The following is a 26,322-nucleotide window of genomic DNA, read 5'->3' on the forward strand; positions in this document are numbered from 1 at the left end:
GCCGTTCTGACGAACGGCGGGCCGGTCGACGCTGCGCGCCACCCAGAGCGACAATTTGTCATTCAAAAGGCACGGCATGACCAGAAGGTCTATGCCGTGCCTTTTTCATGCCAACTTGTTCGCTCTGGGCGGCGCTCGCTGGCATTGCCAAAACATCGACGTTCCCAATGACTACCGCGTGTCTATTAATTTTTCGAGCTTGTGCTGCGCTACTGGTCGCTGGCGTATATCCTGTTAAGTCGTCAGCATACAATTCAACAGGGAAGGCAGATTATGCATTCTCCCCATCAACGCGACGCGCATCCACAGCTGGTGTGCAGTCGTCGCATCTTCTTGGGTAGCGCCCTCGCTGCGAGCGCAACCGTTGTCGCCGGCGCGCTTGCCGGCTGCCAGCGTCCGTCCACACTCAAGGTGGTCCAGCCCACGACGGGCGGCGGTCGCGATGACCTGTCCGATTCCGTTATCGGCAAGGATAAGATCCGCATTGGCATGGAGGCGGCCTACGCCCCGTACAACTGGCAGGTTTCCGAGGCCAGCGAGTTCACCATTCCCATCGACAACGTGCAGGGCGCCTATGCCGACGGCTACGACGTGCAGATCGCCAAGATCGTCTGCAAAGCCCTCGGCGGCGAGCCTGTTGCCGTCAAGCAGAGCTTCTCGGGCCTTATCGATTCGCTTAACAACGGCCAGATCGACCTCATCATCGCCGGCATGAGCGCCACGCCCGAGCGCGAGGAGTCCGTCGGCTTTTCCAAGCCGTATTTTATCGGCTATTTTGGCCTGTTCGTAAAAGAGGGCTCGCCCTACCAAAACGCGACCAAGCTCAGCGACTTTAGCGGCGCCACGGTGCTCGGCCAAAAGGACACGATGCTCGACACCGTCATCGACGAGATTCCGGGCGTCGTCCACAAAAATCCGGTCGATTCGGTACCCACGGTGTTCTCGAACCTGCTGCAGGGCACTTGTGACGCCGTGACCTACAACACCGAAAACGAGAAGGGCTATATGGCCCAAAACCCGGGCATCGTGCCCATTCGCTTTGCGGAGGGCGAGGGCTTTAAGCAGGAGGTTACGACAAACGTCGGTTGCCGCAAGGGCTCGGACAAACTGCTTAAGCTCATCGACAAGACACTCAAGGGCATTAGCCAAGAGGAGCGCGACCAAATGTGGGACGCGTGCCTCGACCGTCAGCCGGCATAGGGAGGCAGCATGAAAGCCATCAACCGTCTGGCCTCCTTTATCAAGGCCGACCACCGTTATGTATACCTGGGCACGAGCGTCATCGCGGCGCTCGGCCTGGCGTTTAGCCAGCGCAACCCCACACCGCTGAGCTTCTTAGCCCCCACCGGTATCTTCCAGGATTGCCTTTGGGCGATTCTTTGGGCCTGGATTGTCGTGTCGGCAGCGGCGCTTGTCACCAAGCTTATGCACTGGAGTGACTATCGCGAAAAGTCGCCGTTCGCATCCGAGCGTTTCCGCCGCGGCGCGCGCCTGGGTAGCTATGTTGTGGTCGCTATCGCGGCGATCTTCTTTATCGACCGCTGCGTCATGTCGTTTATCGACCTGGTGCAGGTGAGCATTGTCTCGGATTCCAACCCCAGCGACTTTTTGTCGAGCCTGGTCTACATGACCTACAAGAGTGGCGACTTCTTTATCCGCGGTATCGAGATCACCATCGCGCTTGCGACCTTCGGTACCGTCATCGCATTCTTCCTGGCGCTGCTCTTTGTGTTCCTGCGTATTCAGACCTTTGACCGCGTGGACAACGACCTGGTGCGCTTCTTTAAGAGTATCGGCCGCGGCTTTGCGACCATCTACTCCACCATCGTGCGCGGCACGCCCATGATGGTCCAGGGCCTGCTCATCTATTACGCGGGCTTTACCGTTTTGCGCGGCATGGGCTTCGAGACCGCTCAGGCCAACCAGATCTGGAGTACCTTCACCGCCGGCCTCGTCACCATCTCGCTCAACTCCACCGCCTACATGATGGAGGTCCTGCGCGGCGGCATCGAGTCCATCGATCCCGGCCAGGCCGAGGCAGCGCGCTCGCTGGGCCTGTCGCAGTGGCAGGCCATGCGCAAAGTCGTGTTCCCCCAAGGCATTAAAAACGCGATTCCGGCGCTCACCAACGAGCTCATCATCAACATTAAGGACTCGTCGGTGCTCTCGGTCATCGGCGTGTTCGACCTTATGTACGCTACTACCACGGTCGCCGGCGTGTACTACCGCCAGATGGAGGTCTACTGCGTGGCGCTCGTGGTCTACCTGATCCTGACACTCGTGGCGAGCCGCCTGCTCGAAGCCTTTGGCAAAAAGCTGGGCGCCGAGGCCCCTGCCACGCTGCCCAGCTCCAACTAGGCGCAAGACGAGGAGAATCATCATGGCAGATACCGCCACTACCGGCACTGCGGCAGCCGTGCAAAACCAAGAGCCGCTTATCCGCGTCGAGGGCCTGCGCAAGAGCTTTGGCTCACTCGAGGTGCTCAAGGGCATCGACCTGTCCGTCAATTCCGGTGAGGTTGTCACCATCATCGGCGCCTCGGGCTCGGGCAAATCGACCTTCCTGCGCTGCCTCAACCTGCTCGAGACCCCGGACGCGGGCCACATCTGGTTCCACGGCCAGGACCTCACGGCCGAGCGCTGCAACATCAACAAATTGCGCGAGGACATCGGCATGGTGTTCCAGGGCTTTAACCTGTTCAACAACATGGATGTGCTCGACAACTGCACGCTCGCGCCCGTCACGCTCAAAAAGATGAGCAAGGCCGAGGCCGAGAAGGTCGCGATGGAGCATCTGACGAGCGTGGGACTCGAAAAGTTCGCGCACGCCGCCGTTGGCCGCCTGTCCGGTGGTCAAAAACAGCGCGTGGCCATCGCTCGTGCCCTATGTATGAATCCGCAGATCATGCTGTTCGACGAGCCGACCTCCGCGCTCGACCCCGAGATCGTGGGCGAGGTGCTCGAGGTCATGCGCAAGCTCGCCGCCGACGGCATGACCATGGTCGTCGTCACGCACGAGATGGCCTTTGCCCGCACGGTGTCCGACCGCGTGGTCTTTATGGACAAGGGCGTGGTGCTCGAGGATGCCGCGCCGGCCGAGCTCTTCGGCAACCCCAAACACCAGCGCACTCGTGAGTTCCTCTCTCGCTATCTCGAGGACAAATAACCGACCGCAAACGCTTACGTTGCAGGGCCGCTCCCGTGGGGCGGCCTTTGTCGTCACAATCGAAAGGATGTCATGGCCGAGGTTTGGCGCTTCTTTGCGCATGAGGACGATTTTGCCGATATAGACGAGGTCAGCGCGTGCGAGCGCTTGGGCCGCGTGCTGTCGTTTCCGACCATTTCGAGCATGGATGCCGAGGCGGTGGACTGGCAGCCCTTCGACGACCTGCGCGCCTATATGCAGCAGGCCTGGCCGCGCGTGTTTGCGGCGGGCGAGGTCGAGCTTATCGACCACTCGCTGTTGGTGACGCTTGTCGGCTCCGACCCTGCTCTCAATCCTGTTATGCTCATGGGCCACATGGACGTGGTCCCCGTGGTGCCGGGTACCGAGGCCGACTGGACGCACGCCCCCTTTAGCGGGCACGTGGACGACACCTACATTTGGGGCCGCGGCGCTATCGACATGAAGGATCAGGTCGCAGGCATTCTCGAGGCGGTTGAGTATGCATTGGCGCACGGTTGGGAGCACAAGCGTTCGCTGTTGCTCGCCTTTGGCCAGGACGAGGAAACCACGCAGTACGGCGCTGGAGCTATCGGCCGCGTGCTCGAGGAGCGCGGTGTTGAGCTCGAGTTCCTGATCGACGAGGGCGACTACCGTATTGTTTCGGCTGCCGAGTACGGCGCGGGCGAGGGCTGGCTTATGCATGCCGACCTGGCCGAAAAGGGCTATGCCGATATCGTGCTCAAGACGAAGAGCGCGGGCGGGCATTCGTCTAACCCCTACGGCGGCACGTCGCTCGAGGTGCTCAGCCGTGCCATCGCCGCAATCTGCGATATCGAGTGGCCGACGCGCGTGACCGATCTGCTTGCCGCGCAGCTTGTCGAGCTGGGGCTCTACACGGCGGATGAGATTGCCGCCAACGGGGGCGCCATTGTCCGCGATTGCCTCGCCAGCAAGAAGCTCTATCCGCTGGTGACGACCACCTGCGCGCCCACGCAGATCGAGGGAGGCAGCGCCGGCGCCAACGTGATGCCGCAGGATATGTGGGCCAACATTAACTTCCGCATGCTCGAGGGCACGAGCGTGGCCGACGTTGTGGCGCGCTGCCGTGAGGCGGTTGCCGGGGCGGACCTTGCCGGTCGTGTCGAAGTGGAGCTGGGCCCCGGCAGCTCCGAGCCCTCGCCGTCCCCGCGCATCGGTGGTCCCGGCCTCGAGGCGGTTCGCTCCATCGCCGCCCGCTATTTCTGCGATCCAAAGGGGACGGAGGAAAACGGATCATCCGAGCCGTTGGCGATTGTCCCCTCGACCGTGATCGGCGCGACCGACGCTGCCAACTACCAGCACATTTGCTCCGAATGCATTCGTTTTTCGGCGTTTGTGGTCGACGATGACGAGTGCGACCGCGGCGTCCACGGCACCAACGAGCGCATCACCCGCCGCGCCTACCTCCAGGGTGTTCGCTTCCTCATCGCCCTGCTCCATACGCTCTAGAATCCGACAAAGGGACTCTCCCTTTGTCGGATTCCGTGCGGGTTGTATGCAGGTTTGCCTGCGCACGCTATCATGTATGGGTTAGACCGCAACTATGTACCCCCATACGCGAAGGGATGCGCATGTATCTGAAGATCGACATGTTCTAGCCGGGCTTTACCCCCGCAGCGGCGCCCCGCGCCCCATCAATTCTGCCGATTTTCACCTTCACGCATATAAAAGGAGTCCGTCATGCGCGACAAGCTCGAAAAGATCATCAAGGCCTACGAGGAGCTCGAGAAGAAGCTTTCCGACCCAGCCGTCGCCTCCGATATCAAGGAGTTCACGCGTCTCAACAAGGAGTACGCGCACCAGTCCGACCTCATCGCTGCCTCGCGCGAGTACATCGGCGCGCTCGATGACATCGAGGCTGCCAAGGAAATGCTCCACGATACTACCGATGCCGATGAGAAGGAGATGCTCCAGATGGACATCTCCGAAAACGAGGCCAAGCTTCCCCAGCTCGAGGAAGACATCAAGTACATGCTCATCCCGAGCGACCCCAACGACGACAAGAACACCATCGTCGAGATTCGCTCCGCCGCCGGTGGCGACGAGGCGGCCATCTTCGCCGGCGACCTGTACAAGATGTATCAGCGCTTCTGCGAGTCGCGCGGCTGGAAGACCACCGTGCTCGACTCCAGCCCCAGCGAGGCCGGCGGCTTTAAGTCCATTGAGTTCAAGGTCGAGGGCGACCGCGTCTACTCCGTCATGAAGTTCGAGTCCGGCGTGCACCGCGTCCAGCGCGTTCCCAAGACCGAGTCCCAGGGCCGTATCCAGACCTCCACGGCAACTGTCGCCGTGCTTCCCGAGGCCGAGGAGATCGACGTCCAGATCAACCAGTCCGACCTGCGCATCGACACCTACTGCGCCTCCGGCCCTGGCGGTCAGTGCGTTAACACCACTTATTCCGCCGTGCGCATCACCCACCTTCCCACCAACACCGTGGTGCAGTCGCAGGAACAGCGCTCCCAGATCCAGAACCGCGAGGTCTGCATGCAGATGCTGCGCGCCCGCCTGTACGAGATGGAGCTCGAGAAGCAGCAGGCAGAGCTCGGTGCCGAGCGCCAGAGCCAGATCGGCCACGGCAACCGTTCCGAGAAGATCCGCACCTACAACCAGCCCCAGGACCGCGTGACCGATCACCGCATCGGCTTCAATTCCACCTACAACGGCGTCCTCCTGGGCGACCAGCTCGGCACGGTCATCGAGGCACTCGCCGCCGCCGAGCGAGCCGAGAAGCTGGCACAGGCTGTCTAGTGGGTTACGGCGTTTTACCAAACGCCGTAACAGCTCGACGCTGCAAACGCCCCTAAGCGGCAATCTGACGTTCAATCGTCGGTCGCGTACCGAAGTACGCTTCCCTCCTCTTTCACGTCACCTTGCTCGCTTAGGGGCGTTTTCGCTGACGTATGCTCAACCTGTGGCGGGGCACTCATTGGGGACAGACTTAAATGAGTAGTCGTTGGGGACGTTCTTAAACGACTAGTCGAATAAGAACGTCCCCAATGACTAGGTTGGGTAAATTACTAATTGAATTTATTTAATCTGCTTTGTTGGAAATTAAGCTATTTACCTGCTTTAAGAAATTATCGGCATTCATCTGCTATTGAAAATATTGCTCCAAAAATCGTCCGAGAAGTCGCGGGGCGATTTTTGATGGGTCGTGCGTCAAGCGATGTGGCAAGTTCTTGGTTAGATATTGGTCAGTTTTGGGGCAACCTTGCCAAAAGCTTGACGAATGCAAATCTAGACGTCGGCGAATGAACACTTTGAGCGAGCCCGGTGCAAAATTCTGGGCTGATTCTCGATAATCGCCTTCAATCGTCCCTTGCCAAGCGCTGGCCTCGCTTACAATCTGCTCCGACATTCGCGCGCCGCCCGGCGCTTAAGAGGGGAGGGCCCCATGGCAAACGAGATCTGGACCATCAAGCGTTGTCTCGAGTGGACCAAGGAGTACCTGGCCGAGCGCGGCGAGGAGCATCCCCGTCTTTCTGCCGAGTGGCTGCTGTGCGCGGCCACGGGCCTGGCGCGTATCGACTTGTATATGCGCATGGACGAGACGCTTAACGCGGCCCAGCTCGAGACCATGCACGCGGCCGTCGTTCGTCGCGCCAAAGGCGAGCCGCTGCAGTACATCACCGGCAGCACGCAGTTTCGCATGATTGACGTCGCGTGCGCTCCCGGTGTGCTCATTCCGCGCCCCGAAACCGAGATGCTCGTCGAGGAAGTCCTCAATTATCTGGATGCCGAGGTGCTGAGCCCCGAGGCCGCTGCCCGTCAGCGTGTTGAGCTGCCTTGGAACGATGAGGTCGAGCAGGCCCGCAAAGCTGAGGCGGCGCTGGCCGACGAACGCGCGACCGCCGAGCGCCGTGCTGCCAACCTGACGGCCGCCGATGAGGCTGCGCTGGGTAGCGACGTGCTCGGTAGCCGCGCCTATGCCGAGGAGCTTGCCAATCGCGAGGCCGAGGAAGCCGCCGCGCAAGCAGCAGAAGCCGAAGCCGCAAAAGCCGCCGAGCCCGAGCTCGACGAATACGACATCGCCATCGAGGGCGCCGACCAGGAGACGGTTTCAGCTCAGGATGCCGCTGTGCCTGCCCCAGCCGAGCCCCGCACTGCCCGCGTTCTCGAGGTCGGCTGCGGCACGGGCTGTATCTCGCTCTCGATCGCCTGGGAGCGTCGCGGCCACGTCACCTGCACTGCTACCGATATCGAGCCGCGCGCCATCGACCTTGCTACCAAAAACCGCGATGCGCTTGGTCTCGCGTCCGACGAGGTCGCCTTCAGCCTCACGAACCTGGTGAGCTCCATTCCCCGTGAAGAGTGGGGCACCTTTGACGTACTCGTCTCCAACCCGCCCTACATCCCCACCGATGTCATGCGCTCGCTGCCGCACGAGGTCAAGGACTTTGAGCCCGATCTGGCGCTCGAGGGTGGCGCCGACGGCCTCGATATCTTCCGCCGCCTGCTCAACGCGGCGCCCTACATGTTGCGCGCTGGCGGCCTCTTTGCCTGCGAGCTCTACGAGGGCGCGCTCGACGCTGCGGCCGAGCTCTGCCGCCAAGCGGGTCTGTCGGACGTGCGCATCGTCCACGACCTCACCGATCGCCCCCGCATCGTCCGAGCCATCGTCACCGAGCCCAAACAGCGCCAGTAATATTTATTAACTGGTTAGCAAAAATTATAAATTAGTTTATAATTAGGACGGCTGAAAGAGGTCGGCCCATGCAACCTCCTACCTTTCGGGAAATCATTGCCCTACTCAAGCACGATGGATTCGTGAAGGTCGCGCAAGTCGGTAGTCATGCTAAGTATGTTTCTGGTGACCGTGTTGTCACCGTGAACGGCTCTGGTGGTGATCGACCAAAGAAGGGCACGTGGGCAAGTATTCGTCGCCAAGCTGGATGGTAGTTGGAGGCAAAATGAGGCAGCGATTTACCTATGACTGCGTTCTCATAAAAGAAGACGACGGTTACTGCGCCAGCTTCCCGCAGATTCCCGGCGCCTTTGCCGATGGCGATACGCGCGAAGACGCGATTGCCCATGCCACCGAGGCACTGATGGCGTTTTTGGCCGACGACCTCAACAACGGTTTGACTCCGGCGGGGTACGAACGCTCGGCCGAGGTCGTGGCCCTTTCAGTCGAAATCGACCACGAGGACGCTCGGGAAGCGGCGTGCCGAACATTTAAAGACGCAGCGCTGGACCTCAAAGTCTCCGCTCCGCGGATTACCGCGCTGGTCAAAGCCGGAAAGCTCGATGTTGAACTCGTCGACGGCCGTCGGATGATAACGATAGACAGTATCGAGCGTTACGCCGCCCAAGAACGTCACGCCGGCAGGCCAAAGAAGTTCGTCGCAGTCCAATAACCCCCTCACTTTCACCGACTACTAGAGCCGCTCACCAAACCAACATGCGCTCTGGGCAAATAGGTTGAACGTTTCGTGCGAGAATGCCCCACAGTAAACAAACTTGCACCAGAGCGTAAGGGGCTGGCATACACATGCAGACGGTCTATCGGGTATACGAGGGAACGCGCGAGCCGCATCGGCTTGCCGTCGAGCGCACGGCCGAGGTGCTCGGCCGCGGCGGCCTGGCTTTGATCCCGACCGAGACCGTCTACGGTGTCGCCGTGGCAGTCAACGCCTTCTCGGACGCCGTGCCCCAAGATACAAGCGAATTCCCATCGTGGCCGCGCGATCCGCAGGCTGCCGTCAATGGCGCCGCAGTTCCTGCGCTCGGCACCGGCTATCGCCGTATCTTCACTCTCAAGCAACGTGAACTCACGCAAACCGTCGCTTGGCTGGTCGATGGCGTCGAAGCACTCGACCGCTATGGCGTGGATATCCCGGAAGATGCCCGCATACTCGCGCGACGATGCTGGCCGGGAGCCCTGACTATCGTGGTCAAGGCAGCTCCCTGCGTGCCGACCTTTATGCGCGCTGCCGACGACACGGTGGCACTTCGCGCTTCGGCCTCGCCCGTGGTGCAGGCGCTCATTCGCGCCTGTGGCAGCCCCCTTGCCTGCACCAGCGCCAACACGCATGGCGCGCCCGCGCCGGCAAGTTTTATCACGGTGGAGGGTCGCATCCTGGAGGGGGTCGATGTTGCCGTCGACGCCGGTGAGACCCCGTGTCGCGACGCCTCGACCATCGTGTCGTTTCAGCACGGCGAGCTCCAGATCCTGCGCCAAGGCGCACTTCCCGCATCAGAGATCGAACGGGTCCTGTCCGACCCGATGCAATAGAAAGGTTTAAGCGATGTCGTTGAATCTGGGCAGCCTGGGCATGGAAGATGCCTCGTTTGACTTTGGCGGTTCCTACATCATGGCGCTCGACTGCGGCACCACCTCGGTACTTGCGACCATCGTCGACGAGTACGGCTGCATCGTCGCGCAGGCACGTCGCAGCGTCAAAACCAGCTTTCCGCGTCCCGGCTGGGTGGAGCAAGACCCCATGGCGGTCCTTGCTAGCCAGATCGCCGTCATGATGGAAGTCCAGTTTAAGAGCGGTATCCACTCCGACCGCATTGCCGCCATCGGCATCTCCAACCAGCGCGAGACCACGGTGGTCTGGGATCGCGTGAGCGGTCAGCCGATCTATAACGCTATCGTATGGCAGTGCCGCCGTACCGCACCTCTGATCGACGAGCTTGTCGAGCAGGGCTCAGAAGGGCTGGTGCGCTCCCGCACGGGACTCACGCTCGACCCGTATTTCTCGGCCTCCAAGGTGCAGTGGATTCTCGACAACGTCGACGGCGCACGCGAAAGCGCGGCGGCGGGCGACCTCATGTTTGGCACCATCGACACCTGGCTCATCTACAACCTCACCGGCGGCCAGGTCTTTGCCACCGACTACACCAATGCCAGCCGCACGGCACTCTTTAATATCCATACGCTCGATTGGGACGACGACCTGCTGGCACTCTTTGACGTTCCACGTTCCATGATGCCCGAGGTTCGCTGGAGCTCGGGCGACTACGGCCGCGTCGCGAGCGACATCATGACCAACATGCCGCCCATCATGGGCGTGGCGGGTGACCAACAGGCGTCGCTGTTCGGCCACTGCTGTTTCCGTCCCGGCCAGACCAAAAACACCTATGGCACGGGTTGCTTTATGCTCATGAACACCGGCGACGAGATCGTCGAATCCAAGAATGGCCTGGTCTCCACCATCGGTATCGCTGCGGACGGCAAAGTCAGCTATGCGCTCGAGGGCTCTATTTTTGCCGCCGGCTCAACGATGAACTGGCTTCGCAACAACATGGGCATCATCTCGAGCGTGAGCGAGTCGGCACAACTCGCTGCTTCGATTAGCGACAACGAGGGCTGCTACTTCGTTCCCGCCTTTGCGGGTTTGGGTGCTCCCTGGTGGGACCCGCATGCTCGCGGTATCGTGTGCGGTCTGACCGGCGCCTCGAGCCGTGCGACCATCGTACGTGCCGCCTGCGAATCCATGGCATATCAGAGCTACGACGTGCTGCGCGCCATGGAGCAGGACGTGGGGCTTTCGATTGAGCGCCTGTCTGTCGATGGCGGTGCCTCGCGCAACGAGTTCATCATGCAATTCCAGGCCGACCTGCTGGATATCCCCGTGCTGCAATGCGAGACGGTGGAGACCACGGCAATCGGTGCCGCGTACTTGGCGGGTCTTGCCGTCGGCTATTGGGAAGACCTGGAAGAGCTGGAGCAAAATGCCCAGATCGTTAGGACCTTCCTTCCCCACATGTCCGCCGAGCGCCGCGAGCAAAACCTTGCGGGCTGGCGTGATGCAGTCAGGCGCTCGCTCAGCACCTCACAGTAGGGCTGCGATGGGCTGCTCGATACAACAAACCGCTAAACTAATGCATGGCGTGCGGCGGCAACATTGCTGCGCGCCTTGTCAGCAAGGCCGTTTTGCGGCCGCAACGAAAGGGGCAATCAATCCATGACCGTCACCTACGATGCGTCCCGTGTGACGCTTGTCGATCACCCGCTCGTCCAGCACAAGCTGTCGATCCTGCGCGACAAAAACACCGGCACCAACCAGTTCCGCCAGCTCGTGCGCGAACTCGCGCTTTTTGACGGCTACGAGGCCATGCGCGACCTGCCTATGGAAGACGTCGAGGTCGAGACCCCCATCACTACCGCCACGTTCAAACAGCTTGCCGGCAAGAAACTCGCCATCGTGCCCATCCTGCGTGCGGGCCTTGGCATGGTCGACGGCATCCTCGACCTGGTGCCCTCCGCTCGCGTGGGTCACATCGGCATGGAGCGCGACGAGGTCACCCACGAGCCGCACGAGTATTACTGCAAGATGCCCAAGGATATCGACCAGCGCATCTGCCTGGTCGTCGACCCCATGCTTGCCACGGGCGGTTCGGCCGAGATGGCCATCAGCTACCTGCGCGAGCGCGGTGTCAAGGACATCCGCATGCTGTGCATCGTCGCGGCCCCCGAGGGCCTCAAGTCGCTGACCGAGAAGGACCCAGATGTGCATATCTATACCTGCGCCATCGACGACCATCTCAACGAGGCTGCCTACATCGTTCCCGGCCTCGGCGACGCCGGCGACCGCATCTACGGCACGCTCTAGTCGCTGGGCTAAACGGCCGCGGCTGCAAATACGAAGAAACGGTGCGCGCGGACGAACAAAAGGCGACCGCGCGCACTCCTGCTAACGGACGTTTTGCCCTGCAGGGTTCGAGAAAAACGTATTACCGTACCTGCGGCATAAAGAAGGTCTTAAGAAAACGAACAGGTGCGTATTAACCGATGCTTTTTCGGTTGTACTTTAGCGATTGGCTCGTACAATAGTCACCAATGTTTGGCGGGAACTGTTCTGTGAAGCGTTAAAAAGGAAAGTGAGGACGCCAGTGTTTCAGATAGCCGATCTGCTCGCTATCGTTGCAGGCGCCATCGCGGGCGCAATTGCCTTCCTTCCCTTTGTCTTTACGCTCAAGCCGGTTCTTGACGATAAACAGAATGCGGACATGCTCAAGGGTATGGTGAGTCTGGCGGTCTCGGCAATCGCCCTGCTCGTCTTTACCTTGGTTGTGTTTGTGTTGTTCGGAGAGGCATTTCGCATGTTCCTCCTGGGCGAGGCGATCGGCTTCGTGGCCTTTATGGCCGCCTGCGCGGTTCGTGTCGCCAAGGCGCTGCGAGATCCTCATGAGGTCGAAAGGTAAGTCGTGGAAATTTTTGAAAAGCTGCCTGATGAGATTAATCATCTGGTCAGCGAGTTCAGCTCCACCCCTGTCGTGGGCGATCTGAGCTGCGGCATCACGCAGTACTCGTTTTGGCTGATCGTCTCCACGATCGTGCTCCTGATCGTCCTGGCCGTGTTCAAGAAGAAGCAGACCCTGGTTCCCAAGGGCTTCTTCGTCAACGGTTTCGAGTACATCATCGAGTACGTCGAGAACGATATCGGCAAGGGTGTCGTGGGTGAGAACTGGAAGAAGCACTTCCCGTTCCTGTGCTCGCTTTTCCTGTTCATCCTGATCAATAACATGATCGGCCTGATTCCGGGAATGAAGCCCGGCACCGGCGCAATCGGCTCCACCGCCGCACTCGCCATTTTCGCCTTCGTGTACTTCATCTACTACGGATGCAAGGCTCACGGCGTGATCGGCTACATCAAGAGCCTCGCCCCGCAGGGCGTGAGCTTCCCGATGAACGTGCTCGTGTGGGTCGTCGAGCTTTTCTCGACCTTCCTGCGTCTCATCACGCTTGCCGTCCGTCTGTTCTGCAACATGTTCGCAGGACACGTGGTCATGGGCTCGTTCGCCATCATGGCGAGCATGTTCATGCAGCCGCTGCTTCAGCAGGTTTCCGCGGCCCACGCCGTTGGCGCCCTGCCTTCGCTAGCCTGGCTTGCCATCCTCATCCTGATCTATGCGATCGAGCTTGTGGTCGGCGCCATCCAGGCTTACGTCTTCACGGTCCTTACCGCCGTGTATGTCTCTGAGGCAGAGGAGGTCGCGGAGGAGGAGTAGCCTTCCGCTCGCGCCTTAAAGGTAAGCAATTCGTTAAACCGCCGGTGCCCGTACCCATGGAGCCCGGCAGTTATAAAAAAGGTTATCCTGCGTGAAATAAGACACGCACGACAAAGGAGGAATCGTGGGAGTTATCGGTTACGGTCTCGGTGTTATCGGCGCTGGTCTTGCTATCGGCCTGTCTGCTCTGGGTGCTACGGGTGCTATGGCCCGTCAGCCTGAGGTCCAGGGCCGCGTGTTCACCGTCTTCATCATGGGCTCCGCCTTCGGCGAGGCTCTGGCTCTGATCGGCTTCGTTGTCGCGCTGATCGTTAAATAGCACGGAGCGTCAAGTATGAATCTTTCATCCCAGAAGAGCGCGATCGCACTCTCCGCGTCCGCGGCCGCGCTGCTCATGCCGGTTTCCGCGTTCGCTGAGGACGGCGCTGCCGGTGCGGACATCCTCATCCCTAAGATGGCGGAGTTCATCCCGGCGCTTATCGCCTTCCTGATTATCTGGATCGTGCTGGCCAAGGTCGCCCTGCCGGGCATCATGAAAACCATGGAGGAGCGCGGCAAGAAGATCGAGGAGAGCCTCGACGAGGCCGAGAAGACCAAGCAGGAGGCTATCGCCAAGCGCGCTGAGTCCGACTCGATCGTCACCGACGCCCGTCGTCAGGCTGCCGACATCGTTCTCGAGGCCCGTAAGGACGCCGAGTCCGAGCGCGCCCGTATCATCGAGGCTGCTCACAAGGAGGCCGAGGAGATCATCGCCAAGGCCCATACGACCGTCGAGGACGAGCGCAAGTCCATTTACGCCGGTGCCGCGAGCTCCATCGCCGACCTGTCCGTTGCCGTCGCCACCAAGATCGTGGGCGAGGCACTCGAGGACGATGCCGAGCAGAAGAAGCTCATCGAGCGCTACATCCAGGAAGCAGGTAGCCTGAATGCCGACTAGCCGCTATCAGGACAAGGTGCTCGAGACCTACGCGCGCTCCCTTCTGGAAGCCGCTAAGGCCGAGAACCATGTGTTCGAGGACCTCGAGATGATCGAGCGCTTGGCTTCCGCCAGCCCCGAGATCATCGCCGTGCTCGACACCATGTCCAAGCGCGACCAGCTCGACCTTCTTCCCAAGGTGGCAGCTGCCTTTAAGTATGTTGCCGAGGAAGACGAGGATGTAGTGGGCGTGACCGTCACCACGGCGATCCCGCTCGACGACGAGCTGCGTCAAACCATCACTAAGAAATGCGAGCAGGACTTCGGCCGCAAGGTATTCCTTATCGAGCAGGTTGACCCGTCTATCGTGGGCGGCCTGGTGCTCGAGGCCCGCGGCGAGCGTCGTGACATTTCCGTCAAGACGCAGCTGCGCATCGCGCAGGAGACCCTCGCAAACTCTGCTAATTCGTACGGAGGTGAAGCCTAATGTCCGAAACCCTCAATGCCCAGGATATCGCCAAGAAACTGCAGGAGCAGCTCACGAGCCTCTCCGCGACGGTCGATACGCATGAGGTTTCAACGGTCGACGAGGTAGGCGACGGCATCGCGCGCGTCTCCGGCCTCAAGAGCGCCATGGCAGGCGAGCTTCTGGAGTTCAAGAGCTCCGATACCGGTGAGACCGTCTTCGGCCTTGCCCAGAACCTTGACCGTGACGAGGTCGGCGCCGTTCTGTTTGGTGCCGTCGACTCCATCAAGGAAGGCGACGAGTGCCGCACCACTGGCCGCATTATGGATATCCCCGTGAGCCGTGCCATGCTCGGCCGCGTCGTCAATCCGCTCGGCCAGCCCATCGACGGCCTGGGCGACATCGTCGCCACGCACCGTCGCCCCATCGAGTTCAAGGCTCCCGGCGTCATCGATCGTACCCCGGTGTGCGAGCCGGTTCAGACCGGCCTGCTCGCTATCGACTCCATGGTGCCTATTGGCCGCGGTCAGCGTGAGCTCATCATCGGCGACCGTAAGACCGGTAAGACCGCCATCGCCATCGACGCTATCCTCAACCAGCGCGGCAAGGGCATGGTCTGCATCTATGTCGCCATCGGCCAGAAGGCCTCCACGGTTGCCAACATCCGCGAGACCCTCGCTCAGCACGGTGCGCTCGACTACACCATCATCGTTTCGGCCACCGCTGCCGATTCCGCCCCTATGCAGTACATCGCGCCTATGGCCGGTGCCGCTATCGGCGAGTTCTTCATGTACAACGGCGAGGACGGCAAGCCCGCCAGCGAGACCAACCCCGGCGGCCACGTGCTCGTCATCTACGACGACCTGTCCAAGCAGGCTGTGGCCTACCGTCAGATGTCGCTGACGCTGCATCGTCCGCCCGGACGCGAGGCCTATCCTGGCGACATCTTCTACCTGCACTCTCGTCTGCTCGAGCGTGCCGTCAAGATGTCCAAGAAGAACGGTTACGGCTCCATGACGGCACTGCCGATCATCGAGACCCAGGACGGCGACGTCTCGGCCTACATTCCGACCAACGTCATTTCCATTACCGATGGTCAGATCTACCTGCAGTCCGAGCTCTTCTTCCAGGGTCAGCGCCCGGCAGTCGACGTGGGCATCTCCGTGTCCCGCGTCGGTGGCGATGCGCAGACCAAGGCCATGAAGCAGGTCGCCGGCAACCTCCGTCTGGACCTTGCTTCGTACCAGGAGCTCGCCGGCTTCACGCAGTTCGGCTCCGACCTCGACGAGGCCACGCAAAAGCAGCTTACCCACGGCGCTCGCATGACTGAGCTCCTTAAGCAGCCGCGCTACAAGCCGTTTGAGGTTGGCGAGCAGATCGTTACGCTGTTCGCTGGCAACGAGGGCTTCCTGGATGACCTGGAGATCGCCGACGTGCTGCCTTTCCGTGCCGAGCTCATCGAGTACATGGACAATGGCTTTGGCTCGCTGCTCGACAAGGTTCGCGCCAAGAAGATCGATGATGACACCAAGGCTGAGCTCTTGCGCGTCATCGGCGACTTCAAGCAGCAGTTCATGGCCAAGCACCATTCGGATGTTTCTGGATCAGAGGAGAACTAAGCCCCATGGCCAACCTTCGCGACATTAAGAAGCGAATCTCCTCGGTTACCACGACCAAGCAGATCACGCGCACGATGGAGATGGTCTCTACGGCCAAGATCCGTCGTGCCCTCGATCGCTCCAAGCAGGCCGAGCCCTATAAGGAGGCGCTGACCGACGTCATGTTGACGGTCGCCGGCGACGCCTCCTGTTCGGGCACCGATCCCATGCTGCAGAAGCATGAGAGCGTCAAGCATGGCCTGATTGTCGTTATTGCCTCGGACCGCGGCCTTGCCGGCGGTTTCAATACGACGGTGGAGCGCACGGCCGAAAAGCTCGCCGCTTCTTGGGCGAACGACGGCATCGAGTGCGAGATCATCGCGTGCGGGCGTAAGCCGGCCACGTATTTCCGTGACCGCGCAAACGTCGTCATGCACTTTGAGGGCAACTCCTCTGAGCCCGATTTCAATCAGGCCCGCATGATCTCCTCTCATATCTGCGATGCGTATTGTGCCGGTGAGCTTGACCGTGTCGAGCTTGTCTACCACCACGCAAAGAACCGCGTGGATCAGGAGCTTCGCGTTGAGCATCTGTTGCCGCTCGACCCCGAGATGATCGCTATGGCCCACGGTCCGCGTAAGAACGAGACCGACGCCCCTAAGCGCATCTCGTCCACGTTCGAGTTCGTGCCTTCTCCCGAGCATGTTCTCGGCAAGCTTGTGCCGTCTTATATCCTGACGGTCATCTACCAGGCCCTGATCGATTCGGCGGCTGCCGAGCAGGGTGCACGCCGCAAGGCCATGCACTCCGCGACGGAAAACGCCACCGCGATCATCTCGACCCTTACCCGCACGTATAGTCGCGTGCGCCAGGCTTCGATCACGACCGAGATTAACGAGATCGTCGGCGGAGCCTCAGCATTGGAGGAACAGTAATGGCTAATAACACCGTAAAGCTTGCGGTCGAGGAAGCCACCAAGAAGACGACCGCCGGTGATGGTCGCATCGTGCGAATCATCGGCCCTGTCGTCGACGTCAAGTTTGACGGCGCGGTGCCCCCGATCTACAACGCGCTCACGGTCGAGGCCGAGACCCCGATCGGTCATCTGAGCACGATCCTCGAGGTCGAGAGCCAGCTTCCGGGCGGCGTCGTCCGCACGGTCGCCATGTCCTCGACCGACGGCCTGCAGCGCGGCCTCATCGCCACCGATACCGGTGAGCCCATGAAGATGCCCGTTGGCCCCAAGACGCTCGGCCGTATTTGGAACGTCATGGGCAAGCCCGTCGACGGCAAGCCCATGCCCGAGGTGGAGGAGTTCTACCCCATCCATCATGCAGCGCCCCGTTTCGACGAGCTCACCACCAAGACCGAGATTTTCGAGACCGGCATCAAGGCCGTCGACCTGCTCGAGCCCTACATCCGTGGCGGCAAGACGGGCCTGTTCGGCGGCGCCGGCGTCGGCAAGACCGTTCTGATTCAGGAGCTCATCAACAACCTCGCCCAGGAGCACGGCGGCACCTCGGTGTTCACCGGCGTCGGCGAGCGTACCCGCGAGGGCACCGACCTGTTCCTCGAGATGAGCGAGTCTGGCGTTATCGACAAGACCTGCTTGGTCTATGGTCAGATGAACGAGCCGCCCGGAGCGCGTCTGCGCATCGGTCTGGCCGGCCTTACCACCGCTGAGTACTTCCGCGATCGTGGCCAGGACGTTCTGCTGTTCATCGACAACATCTTCCGCTTCTCCCAGGCAGGTTCCGAGGTTTCCGCATTGCTGGGCCGTATGCCGTCCGCCGTTGGTTACCAGCCCACGCTGGCAACCGAGATGGGCGACCTCCAGGAGCGCATTACCTCGACCAAGACGGGCTCCATTACCTCCGTCCAGGCTGTCTACGTCCCCGCAGACGACCTGACCGACCCGGCGCCTGCCACGACGTTTACGCACCTCGACGCCACCACGGTTCTTTCGCGTAGCATTTCGTCGCTCGGCCTGTTCCCGGCTATCGACCCGCTCGCATCTTCCTCCGACGCTCTCGATCCCTCGATCGTTGGCGAGGAGCACTACCGTGTCGCCGTCAAGGTCCAGGAGCTCCTGCAGGAGTACTCCGACCTTCAGGACATCATCGCTATTCTGGGTATGGACGAGCTGTCCGAGGAGCAGCGCCTTACGGTCAACCGCGCTCGTAAGATTCAGCAGTTCCTCTCGCAGTCCTTCCACGTCGCCGAGAAGTTCACCGGCAACCCCGGTGTCTACGTCCGCGTCGAGGATACCGTCCGCTCCTTCGCCGAGATTGTCGACGGCAAGGCCGATGACCTGCCCGAGCAGGCTTTCCGTTATGCTTCCACGATTGAGGACGTGCGCGAGCGCGCCCGCAAGATGGGGGAGAAGTAGGTTATGCGTATCCGCATCGTGTGCCCCGTGAGCTGCGCCTATGAGGGCGACGCTGCGTTTGTGTCGATTCCGTCCACGGATGGCGAGTTTGGCGTTCTGCCTGCTCACTCCAGCGAGATCTGCACGATCGACCGCGGTTACGTTCGCGTTTCCGATAAGGCCATGGGCACTGTCGACCACACGTTTGCCGTGGCCGGCGGCTATGCCCAGGTTGCGGACGATGTCGTGACCGTTCTCGCCGAGCGCGCTTGCGATTTGGCGACCGTCGATGCCGACAAGCTTAAAGCTGATATTCAAGGTTTTGAAGAGAAGCTGGGTAATTTGTCGGAGGATGATGCACGCCGCGCCTACCTCTATAATGAAATCGCATGGTGTAAGCTCAAGCTTGCCCAATAGTCAAACGATTTAGCGTTCGACCATTTGCGAACACATCATGCCCGGGATGGCTCAGCCATCCCGGGCATGCTTTTTGAAAGGGTAGACCTTGGATATTATCCGCGTTGAGGGTGGCCACGCCATCGGAGGCTCCGTGCCCATTTCGGGCGCCAAGAACTCCGCACTCAAACTCATGGCGGCAACGCTTCTGGCGCCGGGCAAGACGACGCTGCAGAACGTGCCCGATATTTCCGATGTCCACGTGATGGGCAAGGTGCTCAAGGGCATGGGCGCTACGATCGATGTTCTCGACGAGCACACACTCGAGATTGATACCTCTCAGGTCGATTCTTGGGAGGCCCCCTACGAGCTCGTCGCTAAGATGCGTGCTTCCACCGCCGTCATGGGACCCCTGCTGGGCCGCTTCCATCGCGCCAAGATCGCCATGCCGGGCGGCTGCAACCTGGGTGCTCGCAAGATTGATATGCACATTCTGGGTCTCGAGGCCCTGGGCGTTGAGTTTGATAGCGCCCACGGTTACATCAACGCTAATGCGCCCCAAGGTCTGCGCGGTACCACCGTCACGCTCGAGTTCGCCAGTGTCGGTGCGACCGAGAACCTCATTATGGCATCCGTGCGCGCGAAGGGTACCACGGTTATCGACAATGCCGCCCGCGAGCCCGAGATCGTCGATCTCGCCAACATGCTCAACGAGATGGGCGCCAAGATTGTTGGCGCCGGCACGCCCGTCGTGACTATCGAAGGCGTGGAAGAGCTCCATCCCGTTACCCATCGCGTGGTGGGTGACCGCATCGAGGCCGGTACCTTTATCGTTGCCGGTGCGTTGATGGCCGACGATCGCGGTGTCGACGTCACGGGTTTTTGCCCCATCCATCTGGGCATGGTGCTCAAGAAGATGGAGCTCATGGGCATCGATTGCGAACGTACCGACGACGGCGTTCACGTGAATCGCGCCGAGCGCATCAAGCCGGTCGACATCCAGACGCTTCCGTTCCCCGGCTTCCCGACCGACATGCAGGCGCAAATTATGGTGCTCTCCGCCCTCGCCGACGGCAGTTCCGTTATTACCGAAAACATCTTCGAGAATCGCTTTATGTTTGCCTCTGAGCTGGTGCGCATGGGTGCCGACATTCGTATCGAGAGCCATCATGCCATGATTCATGGCGTCAAGGGCTTCTCGGGCGCACAGGTTACCTCGCCCGATCTGCGTGGCGGAGCGGCCCTCGTCGTAGCGGGCTTGATCGCCGACGGGACGACCGAGGTTTCGGCTATCCATCACATCAAGCGCGGCTACGAGCAGTTTGTCGAAAAGCTGCAGGCGCTCGGCGCGCATGTCGAGCATGCTACCGTCCCCGATCCCGTCATTTACTAATACAGGTTGCCTATGTTTAATAAAAAGCCCCTCGCGGATACCACCACCCGAAGACCCTCAACTGGTGCGCAGGCCAAGATCTACAGTCGCGATAACGTGGCTCGCTATTCCGAGCGCGCTCGCCAGCGTCGTCGTAGCCACACGATTCGTCACGTCGCGCTCATTGTCGTGCTTGGCGTGCTGCTGAGTGCCACTACCGCTGCCGGCCTGTGGTTTGCCACCATTATGGGCAAGCTCGGCGATTCTAATGTCATTACCGACAATCTGCGTCGGGTTCTGGTTGACACCGATGAGGCAAAGGATCCGTTCTACGTGCTGCTTCTTGGCACCGACGGCCGTCCGGGCGAGGATACGTATCGTGCCGACTCGATTATCTTGGCACGCATCGACCCCACGCAAAAGCAGGCGACGCTCATTTCCGTTCCGCGCGACACCAAGGTCGTGTACAAGGGCGAGACCATGAAGATCAACGCCTGCCATACCGTTGGCGGCGCCGAGGCCATGGTCGAGGCGGTCAACGAGCTGTGCGGTGTTCAGATTTCCCACTATGCCGAGGTCAGCTTCGACGGTATGCAGGCGCTGATTGATTCGGTTGGCGGTATCGACATTAACGCAACCGATGATGTTGACGACCCCGAGCACCTGGATATTAAGATTACCGCTGGCCAGCAGCATATGGACGGTGCCACCGCCCTTACCTATGCCCGCTGCCGCTACACCTATGCCGACGGCGATTACACGCGCATGCGCCACCAGCGTCAGGTGCTTGGCGCCCTTGCCAACCAGATTCTCAATAACTTCGATGCCACGAAGATCTTTGGCCTGGTTAATTCGCTGTCCGATATGCTCGTAACCGATATGAGCGTTCAGGATATCGTGGCTACGGTCAATGCCATGCGCGGTATGGATGTCGACGGTATCTACTCGGCCAACCTGCCCTCGTACGCCGACGACAGCACCATGATCGACGGTGTGAGCTACGTCTTTGTCTACGAGGACGAGCTCAAGGAAATGATGGAGCGCGTCGATGCTGGCAAGGATCCCAAGGGTCCCAACACCATGGGTCTTTCCGACGGTTCCAGCTCTACGATCGGCGACCTGAACAACAACACGTCTGACGATTACGCAAACGGTACCGCAACCTCATCGGTCAGCTCTGACGATTCCGATGACTCAAGCGATTCGAGCGATTCGGACTACTACGAAGAGCCCACCGGCGACGGCAACGGCTACGAAGCCAATTATTAGGGTTACGCGGGCTTACCAGCCCGCGTAACCAGTTGACGCTGCAAACCCGCCAGAGCGGCAATCTGCCTTTCAACTTCGGCGGCATGATCAAAAAGTTACGGCGTTTTACCAAACGCCGTAACGGCTCGACGCTGCGCGACGTCCAAGGCGACAATTTGTCATTCAAAAGGCAGGGCATGACCAGAAGGTCAATGCCCTGCCTTTTTCATGCCAACTTGTTCGCCTTGGACGTCGCTCGCTGACGTTGGCTCAACCTGCGGTGCTGACTACTCCCTTTGCGCCAAAAACCGCCCCGTTCTCGGTTTTGAGGACGGGGCGGTTTTGCTTACCTAGATTGTTCGAGTTCCTTATGCAAAGCGGGCGACGAGCTCCTGGAGCACGTCGGTCATCTTGACGAGCGAACTGACCGGGACGAACTCGTTGACGCCGTGGTAGCAATAGCCGCCGGTGGAAAGGTTGGGGCAGGGCAGACCGCGGAACGACAGCTGAGCGCCGTCGGTGCCGCCACGAATCGGCAGCACTTGGGGCTCAACGCCGCAGGTAAGGTAGGCTTCCTTGGCAACATCAATAAGCTCGGGATAGTCACGAACGATCTCGGCCATATTTCGATACTGCTGCTTAATCTCGACTGTCACGCGCTCCTCACCCAGACGCTGGTTGAGCATCGAGGCGGCGGCATCAATAAGGTCGAGTTTCTGCTGGAACTTGGCGGCGTCATGGTCGCGGACGATATAGCGCGCTGTGGCGTGATCGACGGTCGCAGATACACCCTCAAGGTGATAAAAGCCCTCGTAGCCTTCCGTATACTCCGGGCGCTGCACGTAGGGGAGCAACGCGTTGAAGTCGCAGAACAGATTGCCTGCGTTGACCATACGGCCCTTAGCGTCGCCCGGGTGGATGGACTGGCCCTCAAAGCAGACGGTCGCCTCGGCGGCGTTAAAGCACTCCCACTCCAGTTCGCCGATGGGGCCGCCGTCGACCGTGTAGGCGTACTTGCAGCCAAAGGTATCGATATCCAACAGCTCGGCTCCGTGGCCGATCTCCTCGTCAGGGCAGAAGCAAATGCCGAGTGCGGGATGGGGCAGAGAAGGGTCCTGAGCGATACGCGCGACAAGCGACATGATCTCGGCGACGCCTGCCTTGTCGTCCGCGCCCAGCAGCGTGGTGCCATCGCTGCAGACCAGGTCCTCACCCGCGAGGTCATTCAGGGCGGGAAGCTTGGCGGTACTCATGGCAACGGGCTTACCGTCAACCGTGCCGCAGACCAGGTCGCCGCCTTCGTAGTGTACGATGTGCGGCTTCACGCCGGCGCCCGGTGCAACTTCGGTGGTGTCGAGATGGGCGATCAGGCCCAGGGCGGGCTTGTCCTCAGCGCCCGCACTTGCGGGGATATGCGCGCAGACATAGGCGTGCTCGGTCACGTGGGCATCTTCCGCACCAAGCTCGCGCAGCTCTTCAGCCAGCACGTTGGCAAGGTCAAACTGAACGGCGCTCGAGGGTACCTGGTCGCAGTTTGCATCCTCGGACTGCGTGTTGATCTGGACGTAGCGCAAAAAGCGTTCGAGGACATCGGGGCTCGTGGTGGTGTTTTCCATAAAGACCGCTCCAATCTTGGTCGTCGTGTGCAACAAGAACTCTAGCACGGTATGCCACGGCATACCACGACGCTTGGATGGGGTAGAATCAGCCATTGAATGCAGAAGGGACGGAAGATCATGGATACGACAAATAGCTCGCGCGAACTACATCTGACGGTGGCGAACGAAGACTACTTGGAGTGCATGGTTCGCATTGAAAGCGAAGAGGGGGAAACCAACGGCGTGCGATCGGTCGACATCGCGCAGCGCCTTGGCGTCTCCAAGGCATCGGTCAATAAAGCGGTTTCGGCGCTCAAGGCATCCGAGCTTGTCGAGCAATCGCACTACGGCAAGGTAGTCCTGACCGATCGCGGCCGCGAGGTTGGCACGGCTATCTGGTACCGTCATCGCCTCGTCCGCACGTTTTTGGTTCAGGAGCTCGGTGTCGAATTCGAGCGAGCCGATGCCGAGGCCTGCATGATGGAGCATGCGCTATCCGAGGACACGATGAACCGCTGGCTCGCCTATCTCGAAAAGCAGGGAATCAGCGTCGAGGAATAGCGGGATATATATGGATACGAGTTATTACAATCGCTTTGGTGCCGAGGAACTTACGCGCCGTTTGTCGAGCGAGACCTTGTTGGCGCAGGGCCCCATGGGCAGTGTTCTGTTGAGTGAGTACGATGCCGCCGATATTCCACCGGCGTTTTGGAATCTGGCAGAGCCGCAGACCGTTTCTCGTATCCATCGCTTGTATGTCGCCGCCGGCGCGCAGGTACTCATTACCAATACCTTTCAGGCATCAAGCTATGCCCTCAAGCACGACCAGATTGCGCCGTCCGTGGCGGAGGTCAATCGCGGGGCCGTCGACGATGCCCGCCAGGCGCACCCTCAGCTGCTGCTGGGCTCGATGGGCCCGATCGGTATTGAGTGGTTTGCCGAGGACTCTGCCGAGTTTCGTGAGATCCGAGGCATTGCGCGCGAACAGGCGCACGCCTTGCTCAATGCTGGTGTTGACGGTCTGCTGATCGAGACGGTGACGTCTATCCGTAATTTGCAGCCCATGCTTGCCGGCGCCCGAGATGCCGCCGACGGCATGCCTGTTCTGGTGAGTTTTGTCGTTGACGATAAGGGCGACCTGTTGGGCGATGGCCTCAACATCGAGGCAGCCGTTTTGTACGCCGAAAAACACGGCGCAAACTCGGTTGGTGTTAATTGCTGTTCGCTTGCGGCCGCGAACGCGGCGGTGCCCAGGATGGTTGCATCGGCGACTACTCCCGTCACGGTGCGTCCCAACGTGGGCAATCCGGTCCAGACTCAGGATGGCCCCGTATGGCACGAGAACCCCGAAGCTTTCGCGCGCGCATGCATCGAATGGAGGCATGCCGGTGCCGCAATGGTGGGCAGTTGCTGTGGAACCACGGCAATCACTACGGCAGCGATGGCCGAGGCGCTCGATATATAAAGGGCAAAACCGCTCCATACGGGGCGGTTTTTTTCATTGCCTGCATGTCCTCGGCAGCATTTGCCCAAATGGTGAATGCTGGTGCCGGCAGGTTGCCGAGTGTGTATCGCGGGTATACCTCATGCGTACCATGATCCAAACACTGTGAGGTGTCTGCGCGTGTGCGCGATAATTCATTTTGGAACTGACGGTTGGCGCGCTCGCGTCGATGAGGACTTCACTGCCGATAACGTTGCCCGTATCGCCGATGCCGTCGGCGAGTTGTGGCAAAAGACCAATCCGGGCAAAACGGTATATATAGGGTTCGACACCCGGCCCCTGGCGCGCGAGTTCGCTGAGCTCGCGGCGGGCGTGCTAGCAGCGCACGGGCTGGACACCGTGCTCGCTTCGCGACCTGTTCCGACCCCTGCCCTTACGTGGGCGGCGGCTTATGACGGTGAGGCGTGCGGCGCGCTCATGGTGACGGGGTCCCATCATCCGCAGGGTTATCTGTGCCTCAAGATTCGCATGGGTGACGGCTCAACCGCCAACCAGGATGTCATCGAAGAGCTCGAAGAGACCATGGCTCCCGAGCCAATGGGGATCGAGGGGCAATATCGCACCGCGGATATCATTCCTGACTATATGCAGGCGGTGGCATCATTTGTCGATGCCGAAGCCATCCGCGCCGCGCACTTGCGCGTGGTTGTCGATCCCATGGGCGGCGCAGCCCAGGGCTATCTAGCCGACTTGCTGCGCGAGCTTGGCGTTGAGGTGCACGAGATTCACGCCGGGCAGGCGCCTGACCAAGAAGATATCTGCCCCGACCCCGTTGAGCCGTGGGTGGACGCTTGCGAGCATACGGTTATCGAGGACGGAGCTTGCGCTGGTCTGGTGACCGACGGCGACGCCGACCGTATCGGCGCGGTTGACGAGCGCGGCAGATATATACATCCGCATCAGATCATGGCGCTCGTTTTGGGCGACTTGGTTCAATTTCGTAATTTGGAGGGGCGCGTCGTCGTCAATCTTTCATGCTCGACGCTCGTGCGTCGCATTGCCGAGGCGCTTGGCTGCCGCGTGACCGTCAAACCAGTCGGTTTCAAATATATAGCGGCGGAGATGAAGAAGGGCGGCGTCCTCATGGGCGGCGAAGAAGCCGGTGGTATCGGCATCGCCGCGCATATGCCCGAGCGCGATGGAATCCTCGCCTGTCTGATTCTGTGTGAGCTTATGGCAAAGACGGACGCGCCTTTGGGCGTTCTGGTCGACCAACTCGAGGACAGTTTTGGTAAGACGAGTTACGGTCGACGCGATTTGCGCCTTGAGGCCGAAGATGCCGAAACGTTACGAACCCTGCTGCCGGGCGTAAACCCCAAGTCGATTTGTGGCAAGGTACCGCAAAACGTTAGTCATATGGACGGCTTGCGTCTGTCATTCGAGGATGACACGTGGCTGCTGGTCCGTCCTAGCGGGACCGAACCAGTGGTGCGCGTCTACGCCGAGGGGTTCTCGGTGGAAGAACGTGATGAGTTGCTCGATGCTGGCTGTGCTTTAGCTAGGGGGACGTATCCGCTTTAACCATGAGACTGCCTTATATAAAGAGATGCTCGGCGAGCGGTAGTTAACGGCTGGCAAACGTTAGTCGGATCACAAGATATGTAGGAAATGTGTACGCCCAGATTCCCGCCCCCGGCACCCCTCCGGTCTGGCAATATATCTCCTTGCCGCGCGGCCCGGTCGGACCGGAT

General features: G+C 60.4%; 26 protein-coding genes. 25 read left to right on the forward strand and 1 reads right to left on the reverse strand.

Annotation, left to right across the window (positions count from 1 at the left end; genetic code table 11):
* Nucleotides 1-273 precede the first annotated feature (273 nt).
* The 22 genes from DXB53_RS01045 to DXB53_RS01150 all read left to right on the forward strand — a co-directional run bounded on the left by DXB53_RS01045 (nt 274) and on the right by DXB53_RS01150 (nt 21,550).
* Nucleotides 274-1,200, forward strand: coding sequence for a transporter substrate-binding domain-containing protein (locus tag DXB53_RS01045; protein ID WP_117582989.1), 927 nt, complete (start codon nt 274-276; stop codon nt 1,198-1,200).
* A gap of 9 nt (nt 1,201-1,209) precedes the next feature.
* On the forward strand, nt 1,210-2,358 hold the full coding sequence (locus DXB53_RS01050; RefSeq protein ID WP_089573111.1) for an amino acid ABC transporter permease: 1,149 nt from the start codon (nt 1,210-1,212) through the stop codon (nt 2,356-2,358).
* Nucleotides 2,359-2,380: 22 nt separating this feature from the next.
* Nucleotides 2,381-3,166: an amino acid ABC transporter ATP-binding protein gene (locus tag DXB53_RS01055; RefSeq protein WP_089573110.1), complete on the forward strand. Its 786-nt coding sequence runs from the start codon at nt 2,381-2,383 to the stop codon at nt 3,164-3,166.
* A gap of 72 nt (nt 3,167-3,238) precedes the next feature.
* Nucleotides 3,239-4,654 carry a M20/M25/M40 family metallo-hydrolase gene (locus DXB53_RS01060; RefSeq protein ID WP_117582990.1) on the forward strand — a complete coding sequence of 472 codons (1,416 nt, stop codon included), beginning with the start codon at nt 3,239-3,241 and terminating at the stop codon, nt 4,652-4,654.
* A gap of 231 nt (nt 4,655-4,885) precedes the next feature.
* Nucleotides 4,886-5,953, forward strand: coding sequence for a peptide chain release factor 1 (gene prfA, locus DXB53_RS01065; RefSeq protein ID WP_055252487.1), 1,068 nt, complete (start codon nt 4,886-4,888; stop codon nt 5,951-5,953).
* A gap of 646 nt (nt 5,954-6,599) precedes the next feature.
* Nucleotides 6,600-7,850 (forward strand): HemK/PrmC family methyltransferase, encoded by a 1,251-nt coding sequence (locus DXB53_RS01070; protein WP_117582991.1) that lies wholly within the window; start codon nt 6,600-6,602, stop codon nt 7,848-7,850.
* Between the two features lie 68 nt (nt 7,851-7,918).
* A complete protein-coding gene (locus tag DXB53_RS10200; RefSeq protein ID WP_089573106.1) occupies nt 7,919-8,104 on the forward strand; it encodes a type II toxin-antitoxin system HicA family toxin in 186 nt (61 codons plus the stop codon).
* On the forward strand, nt 8,071-8,562 hold the full coding sequence (locus DXB53_RS01080; RefSeq protein ID WP_147329360.1) for a type II toxin-antitoxin system HicB family antitoxin: 492 nt from the start codon (nt 8,071-8,073) through the stop codon (nt 8,560-8,562). The genes DXB53_RS10200 and DXB53_RS01080 overlap by 34 nt, the downstream gene beginning before the upstream one ends.
* A gap of 134 nt (nt 8,563-8,696) precedes the next feature.
* The gene (locus DXB53_RS01085; protein ID WP_089573104.1) at nt 8,697-9,440 is read left to right on the forward strand and encodes an L-threonylcarbamoyladenylate synthase; all 744 of its coding nucleotides are present in this window, start codon (nt 8,697-8,699) and stop codon (nt 9,438-9,440) included.
* A 13-nt stretch (nt 9,441-9,453) separates the two neighbouring features.
* Nucleotides 9,454-10,995 (forward strand): glycerol kinase GlpK, encoded by a 1,542-nt coding sequence (gene glpK / locus DXB53_RS01090; RefSeq protein ID WP_117582993.1) that lies wholly within the window; start codon nt 9,454-9,456, stop codon nt 10,993-10,995.
* Between the two features lie 123 nt (nt 10,996-11,118).
* A complete protein-coding gene (upp, locus tag DXB53_RS01095; RefSeq protein ID WP_040359658.1) occupies nt 11,119-11,766 on the forward strand; it encodes a uracil phosphoribosyltransferase in 648 nt (215 codons plus the stop codon).
* Between the two features lie 280 nt (nt 11,767-12,046).
* Nucleotides 12,047-12,358, forward strand: coding sequence for a hypothetical protein (locus tag DXB53_RS01100; RefSeq protein ID WP_035138788.1), 312 nt, complete (start codon nt 12,047-12,049; stop codon nt 12,356-12,358).
* Nucleotides 12,359-12,361: 3 nt separating this feature from the next.
* Nucleotides 12,362-13,165: a F0F1 ATP synthase subunit A gene (gene atpB / locus DXB53_RS01105; protein WP_022094263.1), complete on the forward strand. Its 804-nt coding sequence runs from the start codon at nt 12,362-12,364 to the stop codon at nt 13,163-13,165.
* Between the two features lie 124 nt (nt 13,166-13,289).
* Nucleotides 13,290-13,484, forward strand: a complete 195-nt coding sequence (locus tag DXB53_RS01110; protein WP_022094262.1) for an ATP synthase subunit C — start codon at nt 13,290-13,292, stop codon at nt 13,482-13,484.
* A gap of 15 nt (nt 13,485-13,499) precedes the next feature.
* Entirely contained in the window at nt 13,500-14,102 is a 603-nt protein-coding gene (gene atpF, locus DXB53_RS01115; protein ID WP_006235712.1) for a F0F1 ATP synthase subunit B, read from the forward strand.
* A complete protein-coding gene (locus DXB53_RS01120; RefSeq protein ID WP_006235713.1) occupies nt 14,092-14,568 on the forward strand; it encodes a FoF1 ATP synthase subunit delta in 477 nt (158 codons plus the stop codon). Before atpF ends, DXB53_RS01120 begins: the two co-directional genes overlap by 11 nt.
* Nucleotides 14,568-16,166 (forward strand): F0F1 ATP synthase subunit alpha, encoded by a 1,599-nt coding sequence (gene atpA, locus DXB53_RS01125; RefSeq protein ID WP_035138794.1) that lies wholly within the window; start codon nt 14,568-14,570, stop codon nt 16,164-16,166. The genes DXB53_RS01120 and atpA overlap by 1 nt, the downstream gene beginning before the upstream one ends.
* Nucleotides 16,167-16,171: 5 nt before the next feature.
* A complete protein-coding gene (atpG, locus tag DXB53_RS01130; protein ID WP_117582994.1) occupies nt 16,172-17,080 on the forward strand; it encodes an ATP synthase F1 subunit gamma in 909 nt (302 codons plus the stop codon).
* On the forward strand, nt 17,080-18,534 hold the full coding sequence (gene atpD, locus DXB53_RS01135; protein WP_006235717.1) for a F0F1 ATP synthase subunit beta: 1,455 nt from the start codon (nt 17,080-17,082) through the stop codon (nt 18,532-18,534). Before atpG ends, atpD begins: the two co-directional genes overlap by 1 nt.
* Before the next feature lie 3 nt (nt 18,535-18,537).
* On the forward strand, nt 18,538-18,930 hold the full coding sequence (gene atpC, locus DXB53_RS01140; RefSeq protein ID WP_006235718.1) for an ATP synthase F1 subunit epsilon: 393 nt from the start codon (nt 18,538-18,540) through the stop codon (nt 18,928-18,930).
* 88 nt (nt 18,931-19,018) lie between these two features.
* Complete coding sequence (gene murA / locus DXB53_RS01145; protein WP_117582995.1) at nt 19,019-20,302, forward strand: UDP-N-acetylglucosamine 1-carboxyvinyltransferase; 1,284 nt, start codon at nt 19,019-19,021, stop codon at nt 20,300-20,302.
* 12 nt (nt 20,303-20,314) lie between these two features.
* Nucleotides 20,315-21,550, forward strand: a complete 1,236-nt coding sequence (locus DXB53_RS01150) for an LCP family protein (RefSeq protein WP_117582996.1) — start codon at nt 20,315-20,317, stop codon at nt 21,548-21,550.
* Nucleotides 21,551-21,897: 347 nt separating this feature from the next.
* Here DXB53_RS01150 and pepT read toward each other — a convergent pair whose 3' ends face one another.
* Entirely contained in the window at nt 21,898-23,145 is a 1,248-nt protein-coding gene (gene pepT / locus DXB53_RS01155) for a peptidase T (RefSeq protein WP_117582997.1), read from the reverse strand.
* Nucleotides 23,146-23,265: 120 nt separating this feature from the next.
* On the opposite strand from pepT, the gene DXB53_RS01160 reads away from it, so the two are divergent.
* From DXB53_RS01160 to DXB53_RS01170, 3 genes are all read left to right on the forward strand, one after another.
* Nucleotides 23,266-23,688, forward strand: coding sequence for a metal-dependent transcriptional regulator (locus DXB53_RS01160; RefSeq protein ID WP_055310121.1), 423 nt, complete (start codon nt 23,266-23,268; stop codon nt 23,686-23,688).
* A 10-nt stretch (nt 23,689-23,698) separates the two neighbouring features.
* Nucleotides 23,699-24,592 carry a homocysteine S-methyltransferase family protein gene (locus DXB53_RS01165; protein ID WP_117582998.1) on the forward strand — a complete coding sequence of 298 codons (894 nt, stop codon included), beginning with the start codon at nt 23,699-23,701 and terminating at the stop codon, nt 24,590-24,592.
* Between the two features lie 159 nt (nt 24,593-24,751).
* Entirely contained in the window at nt 24,752-26,152 is a 1,401-nt protein-coding gene (locus DXB53_RS01170; RefSeq protein ID WP_233503774.1) for a phosphoglucomutase/phosphomannomutase family protein, read from the forward strand.
* The last annotated feature ends 170 nt before the right edge of the window (nt 26,153-26,322 follow it).

The organism is Collinsella sp. OM04-5, assembly GCF_003439125.1.
In the GTDB taxonomy this organism is placed as follows: Bacteria; Actinomycetota; Coriobacteriia; order Coriobacteriales; family Coriobacteriaceae; genus Collinsella.

What these genes read in the sequence shown, in the direction of transcription:
- DXB53_RS01050 (WP_089573111.1), top strand. Translation starts at nt 1,210, where the DNA reads ATGAAAGCCATCAACCGTCTGGCCTCCTTTATCAAGGCCGACCACCGT.
- atpC (WP_006235718.1), top strand. Translation starts at nt 18,538, where the DNA reads ATGCGTATCCGCATCGTGTGCCCCGTGAGCTGCGCCTATGAGGGCGAC.
- DXB53_RS01120 (WP_006235713.1), top strand. Translation starts at nt 14,092, where the DNA reads ATGCCGACTAGCCGCTATCAGGACAAGGTGCTCGAGACCTACGCGCGC.
- DXB53_RS01045 (WP_117582989.1), top strand. Translation starts at nt 274, where the DNA reads ATGCATTCTCCCCATCAACGCGACGCGCATCCACAGCTGGTGTGCAGT.
- atpA (WP_035138794.1), top strand. Translation starts at nt 14,568, where the DNA reads ATGTCCGAAACCCTCAATGCCCAGGATATCGCCAAGAAACTGCAGGAG.
- DXB53_RS01160 (WP_055310121.1), top strand. Translation starts at nt 23,266, where the DNA reads ATGGATACGACAAATAGCTCGCGCGAACTACATCTGACGGTGGCGAAC.
- glpK (WP_117582993.1), top strand. Translation starts at nt 9,454, where the DNA reads ATGTCGTTGAATCTGGGCAGCCTGGGCATGGAAGATGCCTCGTTTGAC.
- prfA (WP_055252487.1), top strand. Translation starts at nt 4,886, where the DNA reads ATGCGCGACAAGCTCGAAAAGATCATCAAGGCCTACGAGGAGCTCGAG.
- DXB53_RS01165 (WP_117582998.1), top strand. Translation starts at nt 23,699, where the DNA reads ATGGATACGAGTTATTACAATCGCTTTGGTGCCGAGGAACTTACGCGC.
- DXB53_RS10200 (WP_089573106.1), top strand. Translation starts at nt 7,919, where the DNA reads ATGCAACCTCCTACCTTTCGGGAAATCATTGCCCTACTCAAGCACGAT.
- atpG (WP_117582994.1), top strand. Translation starts at nt 16,172, where the DNA reads ATGGCCAACCTTCGCGACATTAAGAAGCGAATCTCCTCGGTTACCACG.
- DXB53_RS01060 (WP_117582990.1), top strand. Translation starts at nt 3,239, where the DNA reads ATGGCCGAGGTTTGGCGCTTCTTTGCGCATGAGGACGATTTTGCCGAT.
- DXB53_RS01085 (WP_089573104.1), top strand. Translation starts at nt 8,697, where the DNA reads ATGCAGACGGTCTATCGGGTATACGAGGGAACGCGCGAGCCGCATCGG.
- DXB53_RS01070 (WP_117582991.1), top strand. Translation starts at nt 6,600, where the DNA reads ATGGCAAACGAGATCTGGACCATCAAGCGTTGTCTCGAGTGGACCAAG.
- DXB53_RS01150 (WP_117582996.1), top strand. Translation starts at nt 20,315, where the DNA reads ATGTTTAATAAAAAGCCCCTCGCGGATACCACCACCCGAAGACCCTCA.
- upp (WP_040359658.1), top strand. Translation starts at nt 11,119, where the DNA reads ATGACCGTCACCTACGATGCGTCCCGTGTGACGCTTGTCGATCACCCG.
- atpD (WP_006235717.1), top strand. Translation starts at nt 17,080, where the DNA reads ATGGCTAATAACACCGTAAAGCTTGCGGTCGAGGAAGCCACCAAGAAG.
- DXB53_RS01055 (WP_089573110.1), top strand. Translation starts at nt 2,381, where the DNA reads ATGGCAGATACCGCCACTACCGGCACTGCGGCAGCCGTGCAAAACCAA.
- pepT (WP_117582997.1), bottom strand. Translation starts at nt 23,145, where the DNA reads ATGGAAAACACCACCACGAGCCCCGATGTCCTCGAACGCTTTTTGCGC.
- atpF (WP_006235712.1), top strand. Translation starts at nt 13,500, where the DNA reads ATGAATCTTTCATCCCAGAAGAGCGCGATCGCACTCTCCGCGTCCGCG.